The 22361-nt window shown below is 57.0% G+C and carries 18 protein-coding genes; 13 read left to right on the forward strand and 5 right to left on the reverse strand.

Annotated elements, in window-relative coordinates; all coding sequences use genetic code 11:
* Nucleotides 1–192: 192 nt before the first annotated feature.
* Entirely contained in the window at nucleotides 193–2484 is a 2292-nt protein-coding gene (locus tag SD425_RS01965; protein ID WP_324674868.1) for a histidine kinase dimerization/phosphoacceptor domain -containing protein, read from the forward strand.
* A gap of 23 nt (nucleotides 2485–2507) precedes the next feature.
* Here the strand turns inward: SD425_RS01965 and SD425_RS01970 are convergent, their stop codons facing one another.
* Nucleotides 2508–5039: a sigma 54-interacting transcriptional regulator gene (locus SD425_RS01970; RefSeq protein ID WP_324674870.1), complete on the reverse strand. Its 2532-nt coding sequence runs from the start codon at nucleotides 5037–5039 to the stop codon at nucleotides 2508–2510.
* 323 nt (nucleotides 5040–5362) lie between these two features.
* On the opposite strand from SD425_RS01970, the gene SD425_RS01975 reads away from it, so the two are divergent.
* The 4 genes from SD425_RS01975 to SD425_RS01990 all read left to right on the forward strand — a co-directional run bounded on the left by SD425_RS01975 (nucleotide 5363) and on the right by SD425_RS01990 (nucleotide 9762).
* On the forward strand, nucleotides 5363–6244 hold the full coding sequence (locus SD425_RS01975; protein ID WP_324674872.1) for an AraC family transcriptional regulator: 882 nt from the start codon (nucleotides 5363–5365) through the stop codon (nucleotides 6242–6244).
* The gene (locus tag SD425_RS01980; RefSeq protein ID WP_324674874.1) at nucleotides 6241–7122 is read left to right on the forward strand and encodes a helix-turn-helix domain-containing protein; all 882 of its coding nucleotides are present in this window, start codon (nucleotides 6241–6243) and stop codon (nucleotides 7120–7122) included. Before SD425_RS01975 ends, SD425_RS01980 begins: the two co-directional genes overlap by 4 nt.
* Nucleotides 7123–7137: 15 nt before the next feature.
* Complete coding sequence (locus SD425_RS01985; RefSeq protein ID WP_324674875.1) at nucleotides 7138–8109, forward strand: NADP-dependent oxidoreductase; 972 nt, start codon at nucleotides 7138–7140, stop codon at nucleotides 8107–8109.
* Between the two features lie 261 nt (nucleotides 8110–8370).
* Nucleotides 8371–9762 carry an FAD-containing oxidoreductase gene (locus SD425_RS01990; RefSeq protein ID WP_324674877.1) on the forward strand — a complete coding sequence of 464 codons (1392 nt, stop codon included), beginning with the start codon at nucleotides 8371–8373 and terminating at the stop codon, nucleotides 9760–9762.
* Nucleotides 9763–9821: 59 nt separating this feature from the next.
* On the opposite strand, the gene SD425_RS01995 is transcribed toward SD425_RS01990, so the two are convergent.
* From SD425_RS01995 to SD425_RS02005, 3 genes are all read right to left on the reverse strand, one after another.
* On the reverse strand, nucleotides 9822–10577 hold the full coding sequence (locus tag SD425_RS01995; protein ID WP_324674879.1) for an SDR family oxidoreductase: 756 nt from the start codon (nucleotides 10575–10577) through the stop codon (nucleotides 9822–9824).
* Nucleotides 10578–10654: 77 nt separating this feature from the next.
* Nucleotides 10655–11557, reverse strand: coding sequence for a helix-turn-helix transcriptional regulator (locus SD425_RS02000; RefSeq protein ID WP_324674881.1), 903 nt, complete (start codon nucleotides 11555–11557; stop codon nucleotides 10655–10657).
* A gap of 145 nt (nucleotides 11558–11702) precedes the next feature.
* A complete protein-coding gene (locus SD425_RS02005; RefSeq protein WP_324674883.1) occupies nucleotides 11703–12785 on the reverse strand; it encodes an NADH:flavin oxidoreductase/NADH oxidase in 1083 nt (360 codons plus the stop codon).
* A 570-nt stretch (nucleotides 12786–13355) separates the two neighbouring features.
* Here SD425_RS02005 and SD425_RS02010 point away from each other — a divergent pair.
* Nucleotides 13356–13976 (forward strand): alpha/beta hydrolase, encoded by a 621-nt coding sequence (locus SD425_RS02010; RefSeq protein ID WP_324674886.1) that lies wholly within the window; start codon nucleotides 13356–13358, stop codon nucleotides 13974–13976.
* Nucleotides 13977–14061: 85 nt separating this feature from the next.
* The gene (locus SD425_RS02015) at nucleotides 14062–14997 is read left to right on the forward strand and encodes a ring-cleaving dioxygenase (RefSeq protein WP_324674888.1); all 936 of its coding nucleotides are present in this window, start codon (nucleotides 14062–14064) and stop codon (nucleotides 14995–14997) included.
* 88 nt (nucleotides 14998–15085) lie between these two features.
* On the opposite strand, the gene SD425_RS02020 is transcribed toward SD425_RS02015, so the two are convergent.
* Entirely contained in the window at nucleotides 15086–16180 is a 1095-nt protein-coding gene (locus tag SD425_RS02020; protein ID WP_324674890.1) for an L-dopachrome tautomerase-related protein, read from the reverse strand.
* Nucleotides 16181–16427: 247 nt separating this feature from the next.
* Here SD425_RS02020 and SD425_RS02025 point away from each other — a divergent pair, with 247 nt between their 5' ends.
* The 6 genes from SD425_RS02025 to SD425_RS02050 all read left to right on the forward strand — a co-directional run bounded on the left by SD425_RS02025 (nucleotide 16428) and on the right by SD425_RS02050 (nucleotide 22347).
* Nucleotides 16428–16853 carry a hypothetical protein gene (locus SD425_RS02025; RefSeq protein WP_324674893.1) on the forward strand — a complete coding sequence of 142 codons (426 nt, stop codon included), beginning with the start codon at nucleotides 16428–16430 and terminating at the stop codon, nucleotides 16851–16853.
* A 196-nt stretch (nucleotides 16854–17049) separates the two neighbouring features.
* The gene (locus SD425_RS02030; RefSeq protein WP_324674895.1) at nucleotides 17050–17718 is read left to right on the forward strand and encodes an ABC transporter ATP-binding protein; all 669 of its coding nucleotides are present in this window, start codon (nucleotides 17050–17052) and stop codon (nucleotides 17716–17718) included.
* Between the two features lie 95 nt (nucleotides 17719–17813).
* Nucleotides 17814–19052, forward strand: a complete 1239-nt coding sequence (locus SD425_RS02035) for an ABC transporter permease (RefSeq protein WP_324674898.1) — start codon at nucleotides 17814–17816, stop codon at nucleotides 19050–19052.
* 209 nt (nucleotides 19053–19261) lie between these two features.
* The gene (locus tag SD425_RS02040; RefSeq protein ID WP_324674900.1) at nucleotides 19262–20503 is read left to right on the forward strand and encodes an ABC transporter permease; all 1242 of its coding nucleotides are present in this window, start codon (nucleotides 19262–19264) and stop codon (nucleotides 20501–20503) included.
* Nucleotides 20504–20641: 138 nt separating this feature from the next.
* The gene (locus tag SD425_RS02045) at nucleotides 20642–21748 is read left to right on the forward strand and encodes an efflux RND transporter periplasmic adaptor subunit (RefSeq protein ID WP_324674902.1); all 1107 of its coding nucleotides are present in this window, start codon (nucleotides 20642–20644) and stop codon (nucleotides 21746–21748) included.
* An 89-nt stretch (nucleotides 21749–21837) separates the two neighbouring features.
* Nucleotides 21838–22347, forward strand: a complete 510-nt coding sequence (locus SD425_RS02050; RefSeq protein WP_324674904.1) for an acyl-CoA thioesterase — start codon at nucleotides 21838–21840, stop codon at nucleotides 22345–22347.
* Nucleotides 22348–22361 lie beyond the last annotated feature (14 nt).

The raw sequence follows: 22361 nt of genomic DNA on the forward strand, positions 1-22361 counted from the left end.
GGCGCCTTTTTTATGTCTGGCTTCTAAAGGCAAGCTAGGGAGCAGTGCTACTTAGTCGTGCCTACTTGAGTAGTTGCTTTGAGGAAGGATGCCCGCCTTACGGTACAAAGCGCGAATTCTGCGGTACTTTGCGCGCGATTCAACTCGCTGATAAATTGTACTTTGAGGAACAAGGTGCTACTTCGCCTTCCCATGTTATCACGACGCGCGCTCGGTACGCTGTTTCTATTTTGGTTCTTGGCCACGAGCATGAGCTGCTCGGCCGAGGCCATCTACCCACGGCTGAGCAAAGCCGCGTTCGACAGCTTGCTTGCGCAATTGCACCGCAGCCGCCCCGATACGAATCGAGTACAACTGCTGCTGCGGATAACGGACGACCTATTGCTCCAAAACGACGACCTAGGCACCGACCTGCAGCCAGCCCTAACCTACGCTCAACAGGCAGCAGCGCTGAGCGACCGACTACACTTCGCAGCTGGGCACGCTGGTAGTTTGCTGATGCTAGGCCAAGTGCACGAGTATATGAAGCAAGACACGCTAGGTCCAAGCCTCATTCGGCGGGGCATAGCGCAAAGTCAGCAAGAGCATATGCCACGCCTTGAGGCCCTGGGCTGGCTCTACCTAGGACAAGGCTGCGGTTCGAGCCCCCAGGAGCTAGCTACCCAGCTCTACTGCTACCAACGGGCCCAAGTGTTGTTTCGGCAGCTAGGTAATAAGGAGGACGAAGCCTACATGCTGAAGTGCGTGGCCGATGTGCATTTACAGCAAGGCCACTCCGAGCAAGCCGTCCGGGAGTTGCTGGAGGTAGAAGCGCTCTACCGATCTGCGGGTCACCGCCGCATGCACTACACCTACGACCTGCTGCACGCCACGTATCGGCAAATGAGTGACTACAAAGAAGCACTGCGCTACGGCCTAGCGGCGGTGGAGAGTGCCCAAGCCACCCGAGACACCTTCATTCTGGGAGGATTGTACGTGCGGTTGGCCGTTGCGTACCGCGAGCTAAAGCAGTATCCTAATTCTCTGGCGTACTACCAGAAGGCGTTGAAGAATTTTGAGCATAATGGCAACGACGTCAACGCAGTAGCTATGGCGGGAGCCATTGTGCGGGTAATGGTAGCGCAGCATCGTGCCCCGGAAGGGCTAGCTTTTTTTACGCAAGCCACCAAGCCCTATCTCACCGGCTCGCCCCGCGTACTTGTCCGCATTGCTGATTACATGACCGAACTGCATACCACGCTGGGTCACTATGTCGTGGCCGAGCACTATGCTAAGCAGATGGTAGCCTTTTGGAAGTCGGGCGCCGCCGACAATGGGGAGAAGAACACGCTTGGCTTGACGCTGGCGAAGTTCTATTTGCGTACCAAGCGCTACGATCAGGCGCGTGACTACTTGCAGCAGGTGCTAGCACTAAACCAGCACAGTGGCCCCGTGCTGCGCCGGGCCGATATTCATCTGCTATTGTTTAAGGCCGACTCTGCCCAAGGCCGCTTCCCAACGGCCATTGCCCACTACCAGCGCTACAAGCTGCTGAACGATTCGGTGTTCAACGAAACCAAAAACAAGCAGCTAGCCAGCCTCGAAATTCAGTATGATACCCGCAAGAAGGAGCAGAATATTACCCTGCTCACCAAACAAAACCAAGTGCAGCAGGCCCGCATTCGACAGCGTGAAGTGCAGCGCAACGCCACGCTGGTCGGCGCCGTGATGCTCGTGTTGCTGCTGGGGCTAGGCTATAACCGCTACCGCCTGAAGCAGCGCAGCAACCAACTTCTAGAAGCCAAACAGACCGAAATTAACCAGCAGAATAAGTCGCTCGCCCATGTGCTAGGAGAAAAGAGCGAACTGCTGGCCGAAAAGGAGTGGATGCTCAAGGAAATTCACCACCGCGTGAAGAATAACTTGCAGATCATCAGTAGCTTGCTAGCTACGCAGTCTGATTACCTGCGTGATCCGCAGGCGGTGACTGCCATTCGGGAGAGCCAGAACCGTGTGCAAGCTATGGCCTTGCTGCACCAGAAACTCTATCAAGCCGATAGCCTAGCCCGCGTGAACATGGCCGAATACGGCCAGGAAATAGTAGACAACCTGCTGCACTCCTTCGACTGCCAAGATACGGTGCGGCCGCTATTCACCCTCGATGCCGTCGAGCTGGATGTAGTGCTGGCTACGCCGGTTGGTTTGATTATCAACGAGGTAGTGACCAATGCCTTGAAGCATGCCTTCCCGCCGCCGCGCCGCGGCACCCTCACCGTCGAGCTGGTTGCCGTGGGGCCGCAACGCTACCAACTCACCATCGCCGACGACGGCGTGGGGCTGCCGCCAAGCTTCGACGTGCAACACAGCCGCAGCCTAGGTCTTACCATCATTCGTGGCCTGAGCCGGCAGATAGACGGCGTCCTCGACATCTCGCAAGCCGATGGCGTGCGGGTGTCGTTGCAGTTTGAAGCAACTAAAAAGCCCATTCGCGTGCTGACTACCTAGGTCAGGCCACCTAGGTAAGCAGGTTAGCGCACGGCGCTGATATTCAGCTTTTTCATGCGGGCTTCCAGCGTGGTAGGCTTCAGGCCGAGTAGCTCAGCCGCGCCACCCTGCCCCCGGATGCGGTTGTTGGCTTGGGTCAGCGCCGCCAGAATGGTGTCGCGCATGGCATCTTGCATAGGGCGCACGGCCGCATCTGAGGGGCTGGTGGCGGTTGAGAGTACTACTGGGCTTGGGGCCAGCGGTTCGGCCAGTGCCAGGGTCGGCGGCGTAGATAGAATAGCGGCTCGCTCCAGCACATGCTCCAGTTCGCGTACGTTGCCGGGCCACGCGTACTGCCGAAGTTGCTGCATCGAGGCATTGGCAATGCCGGTGAAGCGTTTGCCTAGCTGCTTACCTAGCTTGCGCAGAAAGTATTGCGCCAGCGGCAGAATGTCCTCAGGCCGCTCGCGCAAGGGTGGTATCAGCATCGGAAACACGTTGAGGCGATAGTACAGATCGGCGCGGAAGCGGCCGGCCGCCACTTCTTCCTGCAAGTTGCGGTTGGTGGCCGCCACAATGCGTACATCCACGACAATGGTGCCCTTGCCGCCGAGGCGCTCAATCTCTTTCTCCTGAATCACGCGCAGCAGCTTCGCCTGCATTTCCAAAGGCAGCTCCCCGATTTCATCCAGAAAGATGGTGCTGTGGTGAGCTAGCTCGAACTTGCCAATGCGCCGATCATAAGCTCCCGTGAAGCTGCCACGTTCGTGGCCAAACAGTTCCGATTCAATGAGTTGGGGCGGCAAGGCGGCGCAGTTTACCTTCACCATCGTGCGGTCTTTGCGCTTCGAGAGGTTATGCACGGCCCGCGCAATAAGCTCCTTACCAGTACCAGTTTCGCCTAAAATCAGGACCGTGGCATCAGTGGGCGCCACTTGGCCGATGCTCTTGAATACCGTTAGCAGCGGCGGACTCGTGCCAATGATTTCCTCGAAGTTGTGGCTGGTTTTGATTTCCTCGTTGAGGTAGGTTTTCTCCTGTTCGAGCTGCTCACTGAGCGTTTTGATGCGCTCAAATGCTAGCAGGTTCTCCAGCGCCAGCCCTAGCGGGCGGCTCAGCTCTTGCAGCAGCAGCAGGTCTTTGTTGGTGAAGGCATAAGCCGCGCGGCTCGCCACGACCAAGGCTCCCATTGTGCGGCCCTTGATCGTGATGGGCACATACATCGACGACTGCAAACCCACATGCTCCCCGTAGCGCTGTGCTACCAGATTTTTGGCGCGGCGCTTTAGGCCTTCTTCGCCCACGTTTAGGGTCGGTTGCTGCATGAGGGGCTCCAGGTCGGCTAGGGCCTGCGGCCACTGCTGGCGCGTCGCGGTATCGGAGGCCGGCACCACCTCGTCGAGGTGCAGAAGCTGAAAGTGTCCATCGACTCGTTGCACGGTGGTGTCGTCTTGTGGGGTACCGAGCACCCGGGCCAAGCGGTAGAACGTGAGCAGGTCGAGGGGCAGCAGCTGGTGCAGCGCCCTGGCCACAACAGGCGCAATTTCTTCTAAGTCGCGGCCATTCTGAAAGGCACCTACCATGGCTAGCTCCACGCTCTTGAGCTTGCGGCGCTCGTCTACTTCCTCACATACCAGCAAGTTATCCAGCGCCAAAGCAATCTGCGGGATGATGAGGCTGACGGCTTCGTACTCCTCGGGCGCGAAGCCGCTGGCAGCCGTCGTAGCAAGCTGCAAGCTGGTGAAGGAGTGCTGCTTGAGCAACACCGGAAACAGGGCCATCGACTGCACGCCAAACGCCGCGCGGCTAGCCCGCGCCGTCGGGTAGCGCTGGCACAGTTCTTCGAACGCCGCGCCGCTGAAAATGCCCGTTTCTTCCCCGAGCTGGTCGGGCGCCTGTTGGGTGAGCTTGGCCAGCAGATCCTGGGGCGCGTCGCGACCTAGCAGCTCGGGTAAGTGGATGCGCTCAAACGTGCCCAGTGCCGTTTTGCGCAGCATGACCCAGTAAAAAGACTGCTCCTCGGGCAGGCCCATGCGCAGGTTGAGCACCGTGAACGGCACCAGTTGGTTGATCTGCGCAGCAATAGCTAGGCACAGCTGATCCCGGTCGCGGATGGAGATGATGGCGTTGTTGACGGCTATCTGCGTTTGCTGTTGCTGGCGGAGCTTCTCCTCTTGGCTGTGGGCGTGACGGTAGCGGGCAATTTCTAGTGTCGTCAGCACGTCTTTTTCGCGGAAGGGCTTGTTGAGAAAGCCAAATGGCTCGGTCACCTTTGCGGCTTCCAACACGCTGTCGGTCAGGTTAGCCGATAGATACACGAACGGAATGTGCTGCTGCCGTAGCCAGTGGGCTAGGTCGATGCCGGTTGCCTCGCCTTTCAGAAAGATATCGAGCAAGACAATCGTGGGCGTGGCTTGGGCGACGAGTGCCTGCGCCGCCGCTACCGACTCAGCTAGGCCGAGGACTTGGTAGCCCGCTTTTTCCAAAATGCGTTGCAGGTCGTTGGCAATCAAAAACTCATCTTCAACAATGAGGACAACCGCAGGGCTAGGTTCGGAAGAGGGGCTTAGCTGCATGGGGTGTGGTAAGGAAAGGGCGGTAAGATGAGGTAGCCTGCCGGTAAGAAAACTCCCGGAACACCGCTCATCCACCTGCTTCGGAAGGAAGTGGGACGCTATGGAACAAAGCTCAGCAAGAAAGGTCTATTCGTCCAACGGTGCCTCCAATATAATGGAGCCTCTAGTATGTTGGAGGTTCCGCAGTAGGTAAGGTCTATATTGATAAGTTAGTTAAATATATGTAGTTCAGCTACTTGCTGCTGATTTTATAGTTGAGCCGCGCTAAATAGCTGGCTGGCACCTGATTGGTGAAGTAGTAGCCGAACCAACGGCTATTCTACATGATGAAACGCCACATCCAACACGACCCCTTAGTGCTGGAAGAGTTTGAGGCAACGACCTGGACCAGCTTCCGGCACCTGCGCAACCACTTCGAGCTTATTCAGATCCGCAGCGGGCACGGCGAATACGTCGTGAATAATCACCAGCTAGCTTACCGTGCCAGCGACCTGTTTCTGCTTGGACCCGCCGATTCCTATTCATTTACCATTGCGGAGCCGACCCGCTTTGGCGTGCTAAAGTTCACGGAAGATTACCTTACCCAACTCACAGCCAGCGGCATTCACACCGGCGCTTGGCAACTGCTACGTGATTCGACGCTGCATGCGTCGCTGGGGCTGCTAGGCAACATTGAACTCACCCCTACGGAACAGCAGCAACTCGATGCATTGCTCGCCATCCTGTTTGCCGAAGCCGACAACCGTGGGACGCCCTTCAATGATACGTTGGCTGAGTCGCTGATGGGAGCCGTGCTCAGCATCATGGGGCGCCAGCTGGTGAGTAGTATGCCGAAGATGCGCCGCGTGCCCTCGTACGCGGAAGAAGCCATGCAGCGCCTGATTACCTATATCCGGCGCCACATCGCGCAGCCCGACTGCCTGCGTGTGGAGCGGCTAGCCGATGAGTTTTCTTACTCGCCTAGTCACCTGAGCGCTTTGTTCAAACAGGCAACGGGCGAGTCGCTGGGCCAATACATTTTGCGCTACAAGCTGATGCTGGTGGAAGCTAGGTTGCAGCTAAGCACCCTCACGGTGTCGCAAATAGCTGAAGAGCTAGCTTTTACGGATGTGTGCCACCTGAACAAGCTGTTCAAAAAGCACTACCACGCCACGCCATCCGACTACCGGCGGCACCTTGCCACCCTAGCTTCCGTCAGCATATGAGAACGACGCTGAATTTCCACCGAAGCGAGTCGCCGCAGTTTGATGTCAGCTCCCTGGCTAGATTTCGCCAACAATCGGGCAACCTCCGCGCCCAAGATGCGCAGCATTACACCGTGGTGCTGCTGGAAGGAGCAGGCCAATCGACCACTCTGCCCCTGACGCAGGACCTAGGTCTTACGGAGCTATACTTTGTAGCGCCCGGCCAGCCAACCTGGCCTAACCTGCCCGAGTGGGCTGAAGGGCAAGTGCTGCAGTTCACCGATGCCTTTGCCTGCCTAACGGACCACGAACGGGAGTTGCTGCTATTCCAGCTATTCCACAACGCCAACGCCGAGGAACCCGTGCAAGTGTCAGGCGAGCAAGCGGCCGAATTGGACTTTTTGCTTTCCAGCATGAAGCGACAGGCTGATGGCGCGTCGCTGTTGCGCGACGACTTGCTTCGTGCGTATCTCAAAACGCTGTTGCTCTACTGCACCCGTCTGCGCCAACAGCAGTTCGGAGTAGCTAGACCCCTAGTGCAGCTCGGGTTGTTTGGTCGTTTTCAGCAGCTGCTGGAAGGAAACTATACCAAGTGGAAATCGGTGGCCGAATACGCCGATCAGTTGCATGTGACGCCTAACCACCTCAGCGTGAGTGTGCGCAAGGAAACCGGTCGGCCTGCCAGTGACCATATCCGGAGCCGTATCGTGCTGGAAGCGCAACGCTTGGTGGCGCGCACCGATGCCTCCCTGAAGCAAGTCGCCTACCAGCTTGGCTTCGAGGATGTCGCGCATTTTAGCAAGCTCTTCAAGCGTTGCACTGGCGTCACGTTTTCTCACTTCAAGGAGCAAACCCGCACCCAATACCGCTTTCCCGCGCCCAACTTAATGGTGGCCTAGGTCACCCGGCCACGCATGTATTCCGCTGCTTACCAACCCTTCATGCAAGCGTTTCAGCTTACTGGTACCGCTGGCATCGATGACCTTCGCCCCATTGTGCTGCCCGTACCTAGCCCCGGCGCCGGACAAGTGCTGCTGCACGTGCACGCGCTCAGCCTCAATCCCATCGATGTGCAAACTACATATGGTCGGGGCGTTTACGCAGCCTTGCAGCACCAAGAGCTACTAGTGCCGGGCTGGGACGTATCGGGTGTCGTGGTAGCGGTGGGGGAGGGAGTAGCCGAAGACCTGATTGGACAGGCCATGTTTGGCGTGGTGAACTTCCCGGCGCCCGGCGGCACGTATGCCGAATACGTGGTGGCGCCAGCGCGTGAGCTAACTTTGAAGCCGGTTAGCTTGAGCCATACAGAGGCCGCCGCGGCTGGATTGGCGGCCCTCACGGCCTGGCAAACCTTAACTAACACCGCGCATTTGCAGCCCGGGCAGCGGATCCTTATTCATGCTGCCGCGGGTGGAGTGGGGCATTTTGCGGTGCAGCTGGCGAAAGAGCTAGGGGCGTATGTGATAGGAACTTCCTCGGGGGCAAGCCGGGTGTTCGTGCTGTCCTTAGGTGCCGACGAGCACGTGGACTACACTCAGCAGCAAGTAGATGAGGTGATGGCGCCCGTCGATGTGGTGCTGGATACCCTAGGGGGCGACGCCAGCCGTCATTCGATACCCATTATTAAGGCGGGTGGAATGCTCATCAGTCTGCGCTCCGATCTGTCGAATGACCTCGCTGCATTGGCCCTAGCGTATGGGGTGAGTCTTAAGCGTTTTCAGTTCGTGGCGTGTCCGGCCAATTTGCAGCAAGTGGCGGCGCGGCTTACCACCGGCGAGCTGCATGTGCATGTGGCGCGCACGTGGCCCTTCGCTCTCCTGCCAGAGGCCTTGCGGCAAGTCGCCAACAACCATGTACAGGGGAAAGTCTGCGTTACGCTGGAGTAACTACTTACTTGCTTGTCTGATAGAAGCAGCTCCAGGCCAAAACGGCTCACCTTCAGTAATGGTCGTCTTATCTGGCACTAGGGAATTGTCGGCTGCGCCATATGCGTGTGCCGTAACCTGGCTGGCAGTAGCAACGCCTCGCCTTGGGCGTAGACGGTGGCATGTACCGTGGTGCAGTATAGCGGAGGTTGGGTATCTTACGGGGCGTTTCCGAGACGGCAAGCTGCCGTCGAAGAGTGTCACCTAAGCCGCGTAACGACCATGAATCATTCCTTTGATGCACTGATAATTGGGGCTGGTCAGGCTGGCCCTTCGCTGGCCGGCCGGCTCACGGCGGCAGGCTGGACGGTCGGTTTCGTGGAGCGGAAAAACTTTGGCGGTACCTGCGTCAACACGGGCTGCACCCCGACCAAAGCGCTCATTGCCAGTGCCAAAGCGGCGCACACGCTACGCCAAGCTGCGGACTACGGTCTGCCATCAGCCAATGAATTCACGGTAGACCTAGCTCAGGTAATAGCACGCAAAGATTCCATCGTGGCCGCCTCGCGCGCCAGCTTGGAAAAGTGGCTCACAAATATGCCCGGCTGCACTGTTTTCCGGGATACGGCCAAATTCCTGTCGCCTACTACTATGCAAGTGGGTGATGCGGTGCTGGAAGCCAAGCATATTTTTCTGAACGTAGGCGGCCGCCCGGCCATTCCGCCGCTGCCTGGTTTGGAGCAAGTAGCCTACCTAACCAGCAGCACCATCCTAGCATTGGAAGAACTGCCCACACACCTGGTGGTGGTGGGAGCCGGCGCGGTTGGGCTGGAGTTTGCCCAGCTGTTTCGGCGGCTAGGCTCCCAGGTAACTATCGTGGAGCGCAGCCCGCGCTTACTCCCGCACGATGACGAGGACGTTGCCGCCGCGGTGGCTGATATCCTTACCAGTGAAGGTATTACGCTTCGCCTCGGGGCAGAGTGCATCAGTGTGGGGCTGGATGGTGGCCAGCCGGTAGTGCACGTTAGCTGCGAGGAAGATCCCGAGCCGAGCCGGGGCTCGCACCTACTGCTAGCCATGGGCCGCCAGCCCAACACCGATGATCTGCAGCTGGAAAAAGCTGGGCTGACAGCCGATGCCCGCGGCTACCTACCCGTAGATGAGGAGCTGCGCACCGCCGTGCCGGGCATTTGGGTGCTGGGCGACTGCAATGGCCGGGGCGCTTTCACGCACACGTCCTACAACGACTTCGAGATTGTGGCTGCCAACCTGCTCGACCATGAGCCACGCCGCGTGAGCGACCGGCTGCCAGTGTCAGCTATCTACCTCGACCCGCCCTTTGCTAAAGTAGGCCTGACGGAGGCGGAAGTACGTGCTGCCGGCACGCCCGCCCTGATCGGTAAGCGGCCCATGACCAAAGTCGGCCGCGCCGTGGAGAAGGGCGAAACCAAAGGCTTCATGAAGGTGTTGGTGCACGCTGAAACCGATCAAATCCTAGGAGCAAGCATTGTAGGCACGGGCGGCGACGAAGCCATCCACTGCATCATCACGGCCATGTACGCCCGACAAACGGCCACTTTCATGCGCCACAATGTTTTCATTCACCCCACCGTCTCAGAGTTAATTCCGACCGTTTTTGGCGAGCTAAAGCCACTTGAACCCGCGGGGAAGTAGTTTTTATAGAGGGCAGCACTTGTACTGTAGCCTTGCTAAAGCACCTAGGGCGGTGGCGATTAGCTCTGCGCCGTGGGCCGGATAACTATCTCGCCTACATCTACGTCGGCTGGCTGCTCGATGGCGTAGGCAATGGCGCGAGCAATGGCCTCCGGTGCTATGCCTAGCTGGTCGCGCATGGTCAAGATCTGCGCCTTCATTTCCGGGTTAGTCATGGAGTCGGCGAAATCGGTATGCACCACACCTGGCGAAACGATGGTCACCCGCAGCTTTTCGCCAGCTTCCTGACGCAACCCCTCCGAGATGGCGCGCACCGCGAATTTCGTCCCGGCATATACGGCCATGGTCGGCACGATGCGGTGTCCAGCCGTCGAGGCCACGTTGACGAAATGCCCGAAACCTTGCTGCCGGAAGACAGGCAGCGCGGCTGCAATGCCGTAGAGCAGCCCTTTGATGTTGACGTCAATCATGTCGTCCCAGTCCTCAACACGCAGTTCTTCGAGCAGGGAAATTGGGCCGATGCCTGCATTATTGATGAGGACGTCCAGTTTTCCATATCGCTCGCCGGCCAACTGAATGAGGGCGCCGACGTCGTCGCGCCGCTTGACGTCGGTTTGGGCGTAAGCAACTTGTCCTCCGGCTGCGGCAATTCGTTCAGCCAACGCGGCTAGCCGTTCCAAGCGGCGGGCGCCTAGCACAACCGTGGCACCCTGCCTGGCTAGCAATAAGGCCGTTGCTTCCCCGATTCCGCTGCTCGCTCCCGTAATGGCGACGACTTTACCCGCTAGGTTGTTCTGTTGTGCGTTGTCTTTCATGGTGCTCTGTTGTTAAGATGAGTACCACAAAGGTCGCGGCCGAGGCTAGGTCCAAAGTATGCGAATCAATCCAAAAGCTATGAAAGCGACACCAGTTGTTTTCGGTAGGCGTGGGGTGGTTGCCCGGTTTGCTTTTTGAAGAATGCGTTGAAATTGGAGGTGTGCTCGAAGCCTAGGCAGTGGCTGATTTCGGCCAAACTCCAGTTGCTGTGACGCAACAGCGATTTTGCTTCCGCTACCATCTTCTCAGCAATATGCTCGCTCGTGGTTTTGCCGGTTTGGTCTTTCAGCGCCTTGTTCAAGTGGTTGGTATGAACGGCCAACTGCCGGGCAAATTCATTCGCATTTTTGAGGAGCACCGGGTGCTGAGGCGAGGCCAAGGGAAACTGCTGATCCAGCAGGTCTAAGAAGAGCGCACTAATGCGGGCGGCCGAGGTGCCCAGCTGATAAACCGGCGTCTCGGGTGCTAGCTTAAGCGCTTCGTGGAGTATGAGTTGCACGTAGTTGCGCAGCAAGTCGTACTTGTGGGCGTAAGAGGACTGCATCTCCGTCAGCACCTCTTCGAACAGAAACCCCAATCGGTGAACTACTTCCGTGGGCGGAAATAGCACCGGTGTCCCACCAACCCGAAACAACGGCGAATTGGCTACACTAGCAGTTTTGAGCTGCTGCGTGATAAATTCTTCCGTGAACAGGCAAGCGTAGCCGGTTTCGCGACCGGCCGTGCGCTCCCAGGAGTAAGGAATCAAGGGGTTAACAAATACCAGGGCCGCCGCTTGCACCTCGACCTGCCGGTCGGCATACGACAGGATGCCTTGGGCATTGTTCAGCAGCTTTATCTTGTAGAAGTCGCGCCGAATGTGGGGAAAGGAAACGGGGGTAGCCACATCCTCAATCCGGTACGTCGTGACCTGCCCGGCCACAGGTCGTCCCCGCCCGTAGCGCTGGTAGTATTCGGTGAGACTTTCTCGTGCTGACATCTGGCAAAGTTATGCCATTCAAGCAACAGCTCAAGCAATTCAGCTAGAAGAACTGTAGGAAGATAGTCCGTCGTACCAACCCGCAACGGCTGCACCTAGGCTAGGCGCCCTGACTCACCCGAGCCTCGTGCACGAAGACCTTTGCCTAGCGGTTTAGCCCTGGAAAAGCCCGCAAATAAGGCACGGGTGCGGACGCTTCGAGGTGCAAGTCCTGCGCTGCGCGCAACGGAAAATACGGGTCGCGGAGTAGCTCACGGGCCAGTAATACCAAGTCGGCTTGCCCACTGGTGATGAGCGTGTTGGCCTGCTCCGGTGTGGTGATCAGGCCCACGGCTCCCGTCAGAATACCCGTGTCCGCTTTGATCCGCTCGGCGTATGGGACTTGGTATAGCGGCACCACTTTGGCCTTATCGGGCATGCCAAACCCGCCAGCCGAAGCCGTGACAACATCCACGCCGTGCTGCTGCAACACGGCCGTCAGCCGTACTGAATCGGCTAGGTGCCAGGCATGCTCTTCTTCCGAGAAATCGACGGCCGACAGGCGGACCAGCAGGGGCATTCCCGCCGGAATAACGGCCCGGATGGCATCTACTGTTTCCACCAACAGGCGAATCCGGTTTTCAAAGCTGCCCCCGTATTCGTCGTGCCGGTGGTTGGCCAGGGCCGAATAGAATTGGTGAAACAGGTAGCCGTGCCCCGCGTGTAATTCAATTGCATCGAAGCCCGCCGCTACGGCCCGTTGCGCCCCGACGGCAAAGTCGGCAACTAGCGTTTGAATTTCTGCTACTGTGAGGGCCTCCGCAGTATGCTGCTTATCCAGCGACACGGCAGAGGCGCTCTTTGTTATCCAGCCGCCTTCGGCGGGCGAGATGTAGTGAAAGCCCGCGGCCGGGTGTGCGTGGCTGCCTTTACCGCCCGTGTGCCAGAGCTGCACGGCAATTTTGGCGCCTTGCGCTTGCACAAACTGCACAATGGGACGCCAAGCGGCCACCTGCGCCTCATTCCACAGCCCTGTGTCGAAAAGCGTGTTACGTCCTTGCGGCGTCACGGCCGTGGCCTCCGTGATGATCAAGCCCACACCACCCACCGCGCGGCTACCTAGGTGCACCAAGTGCCAAGGGCCAACCAAGCCGTCGGGACTGCTGTACTGCTGCATAGGCGACATCACCAGCCGGTTTTTCAGGCGTACCTCGCGGATTAGCAGGGGTGAAAACAAGTTCGTTTCCATCAGGGTAGAGCTTCGTTGATTATGGGGAGCAGTGTGGCGGAGTCGGGCGCCTGCCTAGCTTGCTGGTGCTATCCTAGGCTACAGCAATCTCTTTCCGCTGCTACGCTTAGTCTAGCTTAGCGAGAAAAGAGGGCGCTCAGCCGTAACTGTTAGCGCAAAAGTCTTGGTGCTAGTGGTGTGGTTCCATAGCTGAATTCTGCATTCGGAGGTATATTTTATCGATCAGCCGTGCTCTCGACCTCCGCTAGCTACCTCTTTGTTTTGCTGATCCGCTGCTGAGCACCCTGGCGCCCTGCATTTGCGTCAGCCCGTTAGCACACACAGGCTGCTGGTATTGAGTAGGATAGCTGCCCGCAGCAAACAAAGTTGCGCTCCCCGGTCTTGTTCACGACTAATACCTAGGTAAGTGAAAGCAGTTGCGGGGTACACTTTTGCACGAGGTGCACGCTGGTTCAGCTATAAAATCTACCTCTGATTGCAGGATTTAACCATCGTGAGAGCGTGGCGTAAACGCGTTCTTTGTCCTTTGCCTGGCAAGGTTCCTTGGTTAGGCTTTTTTACAGTGGTTGTATGCACCAAGAACCCATTCGCACCGCCGGGCAGCCGCTTAGCGGTGCTTCCAAAGCCCTGATTATGCTGCACGGCCGGGGCGGCAGCGCCGCCGATATCCTGTCGTTAGGCCGACACCTGCACGTGAGCTCCTATGCTCTGCTAGCTCCGCAGGCTAGCCAAAGCACGTGGTATCCGCAGTCTTTTCTGGCGCCGCCGGCCCAAAACGAGCCGTGGCTTTCAGATGCGCTGGCCGCCGTGAGCAAGGCCGTGACGGAAGCCGAGCGCCACGGCATCAGCAAAGAAAATATCTACTTTATGGGCTTCTCCCAAGGGGCTTGCCTCACGCTAGAATACGTGGCCCGCAATGCCGCACGCTACGGTGGCGTGGCTGCTTTCACGGGTGGCCTCATCGGCAATCAGGTAGTTGAGGCCAACTATGCCGGCGATTTCGGGGGCACGCCCATTTTCATCGGCAGCAGCGACCCCGATTTTCACGTGCCGGTTGAACGCGTACGTGTCTCCACGGCGCTGTTCACCAGGCTAGGTGCGCAGGTGACGGAGAAGATCTACCCGAACATGGGTCACACCATCACGCAAGAAGAAATAGACTTGGCTAACCAGCTGATATTTACAAGCTAGGTGCTAACTGCTGGTCGCTAACGGGCAACCAACAGCTTACCTAGCTTTCTTTCCTCCTCTCTCGATTCTCATTCACCCTTTCCCTATGGAACCTCGCATCTTAGGCCTGCACCACGTAACGGCTATTGCTGGCAATGCTAAGCGCAACTACGATTTCTACACCAACGTGCTCGGTTTGCGCTTCGTGAAGAAGACCGTCAACTTCGACGACCCCGGCACCTACCATTTTTACTTTGGCGACGAAACCGGCTCAGCGGGCACCATCCTCACGTTTTTTCCGTGGGAACATATCACGCCTGGCCGTCGCGGTATTGGGCAGGCGACCGAAGTAGGCTATTCTGTCCCGGCTGGTAGCTTCGATTTTTGGATGAAGCGCTTCGAGCAGCACGGCGTGACTTACAACAAGCCAAGTGAGAAATTCGGGGAGCAGTACCTCACGTTCCTAGACCCCGATGGCTTAAAGCTAGAACTCATCGTGTCGAAAACAGAGGACACGCGCAAGCCCTGGACGACCGCCGAAGTAGGCGCCGATGTCGCTACGAAAGGCTTTCACACGGTCACGCTCACACTAGCGAGCATCAAAGCCACGGCTGAAATTCTGACCGAAGTGTTCGGCTACACGCTGCTGGAAAGCCACGTAAACCGCTACCGCTACGTGACCGATACGGTACAGGGCGCCGCCTATATCGACCTGGTGGAAGTGCCCGGCGAAGCCCGCAGCGTAACGGCCGGCGGCTCCGTACACCACATCGCCTTCCGCGTGAAAGATGACGAAGCCGAACTCTACTTCCGCAAGAAGCTAATCGAGAGAGGCTTGCAGCCCACGCCCCAGATCGACCGTGACTATTTTCACTCTGTGTACTTCCGCGAGCCGGGCGGCGTGCTTTTCGAAATTGCCACCGAAAACCCCGGCTTCACCGTGGATGAACCACTTGCCGAGCTAGGTACGAACCTCATGTTGCCCAAGCAGCACGAGCGCCTACGCTCCCGCCTAGAAGCGAGCCTGCCGCCGATTGGGTAGGTTAGTTTCGTAAGGGTAAAATCAAGAACGTCCTGCGGAGCCTAGCTCCGCAGGACGTTCTTGTTAGTATCCGTTTTAAAGCTGCTTACTACGGCTTGAACTTGAAAATCCGATAAGGCTCGGTGCGTTCGGCGCGCGGGATGTGCAGCTGCGAGGTAGTCACGTAGAGCGAGCCATCAGGACCCACGGCGTAGCTGTCGGGCCACTTCAGTTGAGTGCTCTGCGAAACAATCTGGGTTTGGTTGCCAGGGGTGATGCGTGTTACGGCATTCAGCTGAATCGTCGTGAGATACAGGTTGCCGGCTGGGTCGAACTCCATGCCGTCGGTTGGCTCCGTCTGACCTAGGTTTTCCACTTTCTGAGCGAGTTGCGGACCGGGCAACGCAGCATCCTGCAAGTACTGTGTGCCGATACGATACAGCGTGCGCGCCGTGGTGGCGTGGTAGTAGAGATACGCGCGGTCTGGGGTGAGCGCCAGGCCATCGGAATGCACCGAAGGCAGCTGACCGGCGCGGTTGCGCCACACGCGGCCCTCTACGGTCAAAATCAGGTTTTCTGATTTGGTAGATGGATCGTTCCCTAGCAGCCGGCGGCTTTCCCCCGTAGCTAGGTTCACCACGATAATAGCGCCGATGTTGGAATCGGTAATGTAGGCGAACTTCTTCTGCGTATCCACGCGCACATCGTTGAGGTAGCTACCGGGGTACACTACCGTTTCGGGGAAGCTGATACGCTGCACAAGCTGCTTGGTGCTGAGGTCAAACTTGAGCAGCTTGGCGCCATTCTGCACCACACCGCGCATCTGCGGAGACGCCGCGTCGAGGACCCACAAGAAGTTTTGGTCATCAACAATTACGCTCTGCACGCACACAAAGTGATTTTGCGCGGATAACGTCGGGTTCCAGGTGTTCCAATCCGCGTTCGGGAAAGGAGTGGCTTGGGCGCCGCTTACTTCCGCTACTGAATAGGGGATAGTATCGGTTTCCATGCGGGGAAAGTTGGCGAAAATGCGACCTTCCTTCGAAACACCCACGCCCGTCCATTGCACAGTAGAAGTGGCTACTTGCGCGAGGGGGACGCCTAAGGAGATGGGTTGGTTAGGGCCATCATTGTCGTCGTTGCAGCTGGCCAGCAGGCCTAGGCTCGTGACGCCAATTAGTAAGGGGAGGAATAGTCGTTTCATAGCGGGTGAAAGAAGAGGGGTAGGTGGAAAGTGTGCACCAGGGGGTCTGGACAGTAATGCCTTACGATCAAGGCCTTGCATCTGACTGCGTTATTGCTGGCGCCTACCTCATTTTTCCGTACTTATACCCAGAAAGTACCGATGAATACGGAGGGCACAGTGACGCGGCGGCTGCCGTGCTTGCCCACACATAGCCATGCCCGAATTTTTCACGTATGCAGGGGGCACACTCACCTTTTGCACATCTATGTCTGGTAGCCGCTCTCTTCTCTTTCTAGCCTTGCTCACGTCGCTCACTTTTGGCTGCGCCCGCCGCCGAAGGGCCGATATTCCCGAAGCCCGCACGTCGGTGCCGGTAGCGCCCGCACCCGCCCCGGCCGTAGCGCCCACTGCCGCTCGCGACCTGACGGATGTGATGACGGATGAGCTGAAACTGACGCCTCTTCAGCAAACCAAGGTGCGCGGTATTTTGAACGGCACCGTGGAGCAAGTCAATGCTGCGCGCCAACAGTATGGTAGCAACAAAACCGCGCTAACGACTGAGCTGCGCCGCATCAATGCTTCATCAGAAGCGCAGCTAAGGGCAGCGCTCACGCCTATTCAGTACAAACAGTACGTAGCCAAGAAGCGGCAGCTTCAAGCCCAGATGCAGGCACGCAAAGCCTCTAACTAATTACCTAGCTTTTCCTTGCCGAACTCGACAGTAGTACCATGCGAAAGCTAGGCTACTGTCGAGTTTTTGTTTTTACTATATAGGGTATGAAATAACAAATTAGGACTCCACCCATATTGAGGAGTGAAATTATCGTCTAGTTTTGAGAAACGAGCCCCTATTCAAAAGCTAGTTCCTTGATTTCTCTTGACCTTATATGATTAAGCTGGAAGACATTCGCAAAAGCTATGCGGTAGGCCCCAGCAAGTTACCAGTACTTAAAGGGATTGACATGCACGTGCGCGAAGGCGAGCTGGTGAGCATTATGGGCTCATCGGGTTCGGGCAAAAGCACCCTGCTCAATATCCTCGGTATCTTGGATGATTTCGATGCCGGCAACTACTATTTGGCGGGCACGCGCATCGACCGCAACTTGTCGCAGGCGAAAGCCGCGCACTACCGAAACAAGTTCCTTGGGTTTGTCTTTCAGTCATTTAACTTGCTGAGCTTCAAAAACGCCATGGAAAACGTGGCGCTACCACTCTACTACCAGAAAGTGAGTCGGCGCGACCGAAACCGTCTCGCCCTAGAGTACCTCGATCGGGTGGGTTTGCGCGAGCGGGCCGACCACCTGCCTAGTGAACTATCGGGTGGGCAAAAGCAACGCGTCGCCATTGCCCGCGCCCTGATCAGCCAACCCAAACTCATCCTCGCCGATGAACCCACCGGTGCCCTCGATACCCAGACTACGCAAGAAGTGATGGATATCTTCAAGGATGTGAACCGCCAAGGCATGACCGTCGTCATCGTGACCCACGAAACCGACATTGCCGACCAAACCCAACGCCTCATCCGAATGCGTGATGGGATTATTGTTAATGATTGACGCCGTGAATCGGTGTTTTAGTGAGCTGTCAACTTGTATGATAGCTCATGCACTCGGTTATCGATTCACTGAATGAAGCAGTTGCTCGATGAAGCATGTTCGACTTAGATAAGTGGCAGGAGATTCTGGGCACGATGCGCCGCAACAAGCTGCGCACCTTCCTGACAGCCTTCGGGGTATTCTGGGGCATTTTCATGCTGGTACTGCTGCTTGGAGCTGGAAAGGGACTGGAAAACGGCGTGCTGAAAAACTTCGGCAGCGCTCCTAATAGCTTGTTTATCAGCGGAGGCAAAGTATCGTTGCCGTGGCAAGGCCTGCAACCGGGTCGTCAGGTGAAACTCACGAACGACGACATGAAAGCTATCCGCCGGCAGATTGGTGATGTGGAGCTGATTGCCCCACGCAACCGCCTAACGGGCGAGTACACCATTGAGCGCGGAGCTAAAAACGGTTCTTACCAAGTCTTTGGGGCCGATGGCGATTTCTTTCGCCTCAACGGTGAAAAGCTAGCTGCTGGTCGCCTGATTAGCCCTCTGGACCTGTTGGAGCGCCGCAAAGTGATTATCCTAGGCGAGCGGGTACGCAAGGTGCTATTCGGCGATGAGGATGCCATTGGGCAATACGTGAAGGTGCGCGGCGTGTCGTTTCGCGTGGTGGGCATTTTTACGACCACCCAAAATAACGGCCGCAACGAAGAGCGCGCCTACACACCATTCAGCACGTTCCAAGCAACCTTCAACCAGTACAACCAAGTGCAGTTGCTCGTGCTGAGCACCCGCGACGGCGTGCCGGTGCAGGTACTATCTGATAAGGTTCGCCTATTGTTGGCCGGGCAGCACCACTTCAACCCCGACGACGCTCAGGCGTTGCAACTGGAGAACACCGAAGAGCAGCGCAAGCGCTTTCTGGGGCTGTTTACCGGCATTCGCCTGTTCGTGTCGGTTATTGGCGTGCTCACGCTGGTAGCGGGCGTGGTGGGGGTAAGCAACATCATGCTCATCATCGTGCAGGAGCGCACCCGCGAAATCGGCGTGCGCAAAGCTCTCGGCGCCACCCCGTGGAGCATTGTGAGTTTGATTCTGCAAGAAGCCATTGTGATTACGGGCGTTTCTGGTGGCCTAGGTTTGCTGGCTAGCGTGGGCTTGATAGCTGCTGCACGCTACGGCATCGAGAAAACGGGTGCCGAGCTTCCCTATTTCGACCGACCTGAGGTTAACCCCAGTGTGGCTGTTACGGCCGTTGTGCTGCTGGTCATAGCCGGAGCAGTTGCCGGGTTGATTCCTGCTCTGAAAGCTGCCAACATTAAACCCATCGAGGCCCTAAGAGCAGATTAATACCCATGTACTTAAAATCAGAGAAGCTAGAGTTAGTTGCTAGCTCCCCTCCTTTTTTAAGGAGGGGCCGGGGGTGGTTAAGGTTGGGAGAACAAAGCTAGCTTCTAGTGGCTAGCATCGTTCTCCCAACCTTAACCACCCCCAACCCCTCCTTAAAAAAGGAGGGGAGCTGTAGTTTCTAATCTGTCAATGGATCAATAGAAGAAGCCATGTTTGACCTAGATAAATGGCGGGAAATATGGGCAACGGTGCGGCGGCATAAGCTGCGCACCAGCCTGACGGCCTTTGGGGTCTTCTGGGGTATTTTCATGCTAGTGGTGTTGCTAGGTGCTGGCAAAGGCTTGCGCAACGGGGTCGAGCGCCAATTCAACGTGGCAAAAAATGCTGTGTTCGTGTGGTCACAGCGCACGAGCGTACCCTACGCCGGCCTGAAAGTGGGGCGCTTTATCCAGTTCACCAACGACGACGTGACCGCCTTGCAGCGTGGCGTGCCCGAGGCAGCACTCGTGCTACCACGCAACACCTTAGACGGAGATTTCTCCATTCAGTACGGCGCCAAAAGCTCTACCTTCTCTGTGAAAGGCGAGTACCCCGCTTTTCCGGCCGTACGCCCCGTGAATCTCACCGAAGGCCGGTTTATCAATGAGCCGGATATTCGGGAGCGGCGCAAAATTGCCATTATCGGTGAGCGGGTGGTAGAGGTGCTCTTTGGCAGTGAGAACCCAATCGGTCAAGACATTCGCATCAAGGGCATCTACTTCCGGGTGGTGGGCGTGTTCAAGGGTAGCGGCGAGGCCGAGGAGGCCCAGGAAGATGCCCAAACGATTTATATTCCGCTCACCGCCTTGCAAAACACCTTCAACAAGCCGAATCAAGTGGGCTTCTTTGCCTTCATCCCCAAGCCGGGGGTTCCCGCCAAGGAAGTCGAGGTCAAAGTCAAGCAGGTGCTAGCTCAGCAGCACAAGGTAGCGCCGACAGATGAACGCGCTTTTGGTTCGGCCAACGTGGAGGAAGAGTATAGCCGCGTACAAGGCTTATTCCTAGGTATATCTAGCTTCAGCTGGCTGGTGAGCATCGGCACCATTCTCGCCGGCATCATTGGCGTGAGTAATATCATGCTCATTGTGGTGAAAGAGCGCACGAAGGAAATCGGAATACGCAAAGCACTAGGCGCCACGCCGTGGAGCATTGTGAGTCTGATTGTACAAGAAAGTATCGTCATCACGGCGGCGGCGGGTATGCTAGGTCTGCTATTCGGCACGGCACTCATGGCGGGCATTAACACCCTGATTGCGGGGCAGGAAATAGGCTTCTTTGCCAACCCGCAGGTAGACGTTAGTGTGGCCCTCACGGCCGTGGCCTTGCTAGTGGTAGCGGGCGCAATAGCCGGCCTCGTTCCGGCTGCCAAAGCGGCTCAGGTGCAGCCAGTAATTGCCTTAAAGGATGAATGAATTTGGTTTTTACAGCAAGATCTTGATCTCTAAGGATTGGGAATTCTGCCTTCAGCGTAAAGGCCTGCTTCAAGCAGGCAGATAAGAAATTCATAAAACCTTACTAGAGGTTACGGATCGGTACACTATTTTACATCGATGAAAAGAGTTTTCCTGGGGCTGTTGCTCTTGCTAGTACTGGCGGGTTTTGGGTGGTTGGGCTATTACTTTTACCGCCAAGCGCATACCGACCCGGTAACGTATGAAACGGAGAAGCCGTTTGTGACCGACATCGTGAAGAAGACGGTCGCTACGGGCAGCATTGTGCCGCGCCGTGAGGTAGAAATCAAACCGCAGGTATCAGGTATTGTGGAGGAGCTGTACGTGGAAGCCGGCCAGCCGGTGAAGCAAGGCCAACTGATTGCCCGCATTCGCACGGTGGCTAGTGCCGCGAACGTAAATACGGCCCAAACGGGCATTCAAGCCGCGCGCATTGCCTTGCAAACGAGCAAGACGGAGCTAGATCGACAACAAGCTTTGTACGACCAAAAAGTAATTGCTCAGCAGGAATACAACCGCTACGTGGCTGATTATACAGCCAAAAAACAACAGCTCGAAGCGGCCGAAAGCAACCTGCAGATCGCCCAGCGCGGAGCCTCACGCAACACGGGTGGCTCGCTGAATTTGGTGCGTTCCACCATCACGGGCCTGCTGCTCGATGTGCCGGTGAAAGTGGGCTCGTCAGTGATTGAGCGCAACAACTTCAACGAAGGCACCACCATCGCCTCGGTGGCCGACATGCAAAGCTTGATTTTCGAGGGTAAAATCGATGAAAGTGAAGTGGGGAAAGTGCGCGAAGGCATGGACATCGCGCTGAGCGTGGGCGCCTTGGAAAACCAGACTTTCCCCGCTACCCTCGAGTACATCGCCCCGAAGGGCGTGCTGGAAGACGGCGCCATCAAGTTCTTGGTGCGGGCCAAGGTGAGGCTCAAGCCCGGCGAGTTTTTGCGGGCTAATTATTCGGCAAACGGCGATATTGTGTTAGGGAAGCGCACGCAAGTGCTGGCGGTGCGCGAAAGTCTACTGCAATTTGGTAAGATCAACAAAGACAGTGTGTTTGTGGAAGTCGAGACCGGACCGCAGCAGTTTCAGAAGCGAATGGTAAAAACTGGGCTTTCTGATGGTATCAACGTGGAAGTAATGTCAGGAGTCGGTAAGGATGACAAAGTGAAAGTGACGGGCCCACCCGCTGAAAAGAAAAGCTAAAGCCGTGGAGACTGAGCAGCAAAAAGCGGCCTAGGTCAAACGCCTCTATTACATTCGCGTATTAACCTTCCGACCTAGCTTCTCCGCCTATGCCCGCCTTGCCTCAGTCGCCGGAAACTATGCACCGCATCCACTTTCAGGATTGCGACCCGTTTGGGCACCTCAATAATGCCCGGTACCTCGATTATTTTCTCAATGCTCGGGAAGATCATGTGTTGAAGCATTATGCCCTCAACCTCACCCAGCTAGCGAGCAAATCGGGCGCGGGTTGGGTGGTTACGAAGCACCACTTAGCCTACTTGCGCCCCGCTAATCACGGCGAAAACGTGCTAATCCGCAGCCAGATTATCCACTTCGACAACTCCAACCTAGTGGTAGAAATGCAGATGCGGAACGAAGAAGGTACGCGCTTAAAAGCCTTGCTGTGGTCGGAAATGGCCTTCGTGAACCTAACTAGCGCTACCCGTACCGACCACTCCGACAACCTGATGGAGCTGCTGGACGACCTCGACGTGGAAGAAATCAGCTACGACCCCGATGGCTTCGATGAGCGTGTGCGCCGCCTGCGCAAAGAGCTGAAGCGCGAGCGGGCCGAGTGATACCCACAATCATG

Origin of the sequence: Hymenobacter sp. GOD-10R (assembly GCF_035609205.1) — a bacterium.
In the GTDB taxonomy this organism is placed as follows: domain Bacteria; phylum Bacteroidota; class Bacteroidia; order Cytophagales; family Hymenobacteraceae; genus Hymenobacter.

What these genes read in the sequence shown, in the direction of transcription:
- SD425_RS01965 (WP_324674868.1), top strand. Translation starts at nt 193, where the DNA reads ATGTTATCACGACGCGCGCTCGGTACGCTGTTTCTATTTTGGTTCTTG.
- SD425_RS01970 (WP_324674870.1), bottom strand. Translation starts at nt 5,039, where the DNA reads ATGCAGCTAAGCCCCTCTTCCGAACCTAGCCCTGCGGTTGTCCTCATT.
- SD425_RS01975 (WP_324674872.1), top strand. Translation starts at nt 5,363, where the DNA reads ATGATGAAACGCCACATCCAACACGACCCCTTAGTGCTGGAAGAGTTT.
- SD425_RS01980 (WP_324674874.1), top strand. Translation starts at nt 6,241, where the DNA reads ATGAGAACGACGCTGAATTTCCACCGAAGCGAGTCGCCGCAGTTTGAT.
- SD425_RS01985 (WP_324674875.1), top strand. Translation starts at nt 7,138, where the DNA reads ATGTATTCCGCTGCTTACCAACCCTTCATGCAAGCGTTTCAGCTTACT.
- SD425_RS01990 (WP_324674877.1), top strand. Translation starts at nt 8,371, where the DNA reads ATGAATCATTCCTTTGATGCACTGATAATTGGGGCTGGTCAGGCTGGC.
- SD425_RS01995 (WP_324674879.1), bottom strand. Translation starts at nt 10,577, where the DNA reads ATGAAAGACAACGCACAACAGAACAACCTAGCGGGTAAAGTCGTCGCC.
- SD425_RS02000 (WP_324674881.1), bottom strand. Translation starts at nt 11,557, where the DNA reads ATGTCAGCACGAGAAAGTCTCACCGAATACTACCAGCGCTACGGGCGG.
- SD425_RS02005 (WP_324674883.1), bottom strand. Translation starts at nt 12,785, where the DNA reads ATGGAAACGAACTTGTTTTCACCCCTGCTAATCCGCGAGGTACGCCTG.
- SD425_RS02010 (WP_324674886.1), top strand. Translation starts at nt 13,356, where the DNA reads ATGCACCAAGAACCCATTCGCACCGCCGGGCAGCCGCTTAGCGGTGCT.
- SD425_RS02015 (WP_324674888.1), top strand. Translation starts at nt 14,062, where the DNA reads ATGGAACCTCGCATCTTAGGCCTGCACCACGTAACGGCTATTGCTGGC.
- SD425_RS02020 (WP_324674890.1), bottom strand. Translation starts at nt 16,180, where the DNA reads ATGAAACGACTATTCCTCCCCTTACTAATTGGCGTCACGAGCCTAGGC.
- SD425_RS02025 (WP_324674893.1), top strand. Translation starts at nt 16,428, where the DNA reads ATGTCTGGTAGCCGCTCTCTTCTCTTTCTAGCCTTGCTCACGTCGCTC.
- SD425_RS02030 (WP_324674895.1), top strand. Translation starts at nt 17,050, where the DNA reads ATGATTAAGCTGGAAGACATTCGCAAAAGCTATGCGGTAGGCCCCAGC.
- SD425_RS02035 (WP_324674898.1), top strand. Translation starts at nt 17,814, where the DNA reads ATGTTCGACTTAGATAAGTGGCAGGAGATTCTGGGCACGATGCGCCGC.
- SD425_RS02040 (WP_324674900.1), top strand. Translation starts at nt 19,262, where the DNA reads ATGTTTGACCTAGATAAATGGCGGGAAATATGGGCAACGGTGCGGCGG.
- SD425_RS02045 (WP_324674902.1), top strand. Translation starts at nt 20,642, where the DNA reads ATGAAAAGAGTTTTCCTGGGGCTGTTGCTCTTGCTAGTACTGGCGGGT.
- SD425_RS02050 (WP_324674904.1), top strand. Translation starts at nt 21,838, where the DNA reads ATGCCCGCCTTGCCTCAGTCGCCGGAAACTATGCACCGCATCCACTTT.